Raw genomic sequence first — 580 nt, 5'->3', positions numbered from 1 at the left:
TAGTTACTGCTGACTTGAGTCGCAGACGTATTAAAATTACCCACACTGTCCTGAGCTACATTAGCGTTTACATCTAGTGTCACAGAACCATCTGCAGTCGGTGTGATCAACGCAGTATAAGTACTCGGATTTACCGTAGTGAAACTGCTCGCGCTTCCATTCCCAACACTGATATCACCAACAACAAAACCTGTTACCGCTTCGCTAAAAGCAAAGGTAACGATGAATGCAGCACTACTTGTTGCAGGTACATTTTGAATAGTGACTGACGGACGACTAGCATCATAAGTACTGCTGACTTGAGTCGCCGCCGTATTAAAGTTACCTACACTATCTTGTGCAACATTAGCATTAACATTTAACGTTACAGTTCCATCAGCTATAGGTGTGATCAATGCCGTATAAGTACTGGTGTTTACGGTAGTAAAACTGCTCGCGGTAGCATTAGTTAATGTGATATCACCAACAACAAAGCCTATTACCGCTTCGCTAAAAGTAAACGTAACGGTAAATGGCGCATTACTTGTTGCTGGTACATTTTGAATTGCAACTGACGGACGGCTTGCATCATAGTTACTGC

The 580-nt window shown here is 42.6% G+C and carries 1 protein-coding gene; it reads right to left on the bottom strand.

Going from position 1 to position 580, the window contains the following annotated elements:
• Positions 1-580: Ig-like domain-containing protein (locus H4J50_RS19080; protein ID WP_220466355.1), on the bottom strand; the 580-nt coding region annotated here is incomplete at both ends.

This window comes from Colwellia sp. 6M3 (genome assembly GCF_014077595.1).
In the GTDB taxonomy this organism is placed as follows: Bacteria; Pseudomonadota; Gammaproteobacteria; order Enterobacterales; family Alteromonadaceae; genus Cognaticolwellia.
The sequence above is the reverse complement of the archived record's forward strand: the minus strand, read 5'-3'. Positions and strand labels throughout refer to the sequence as shown.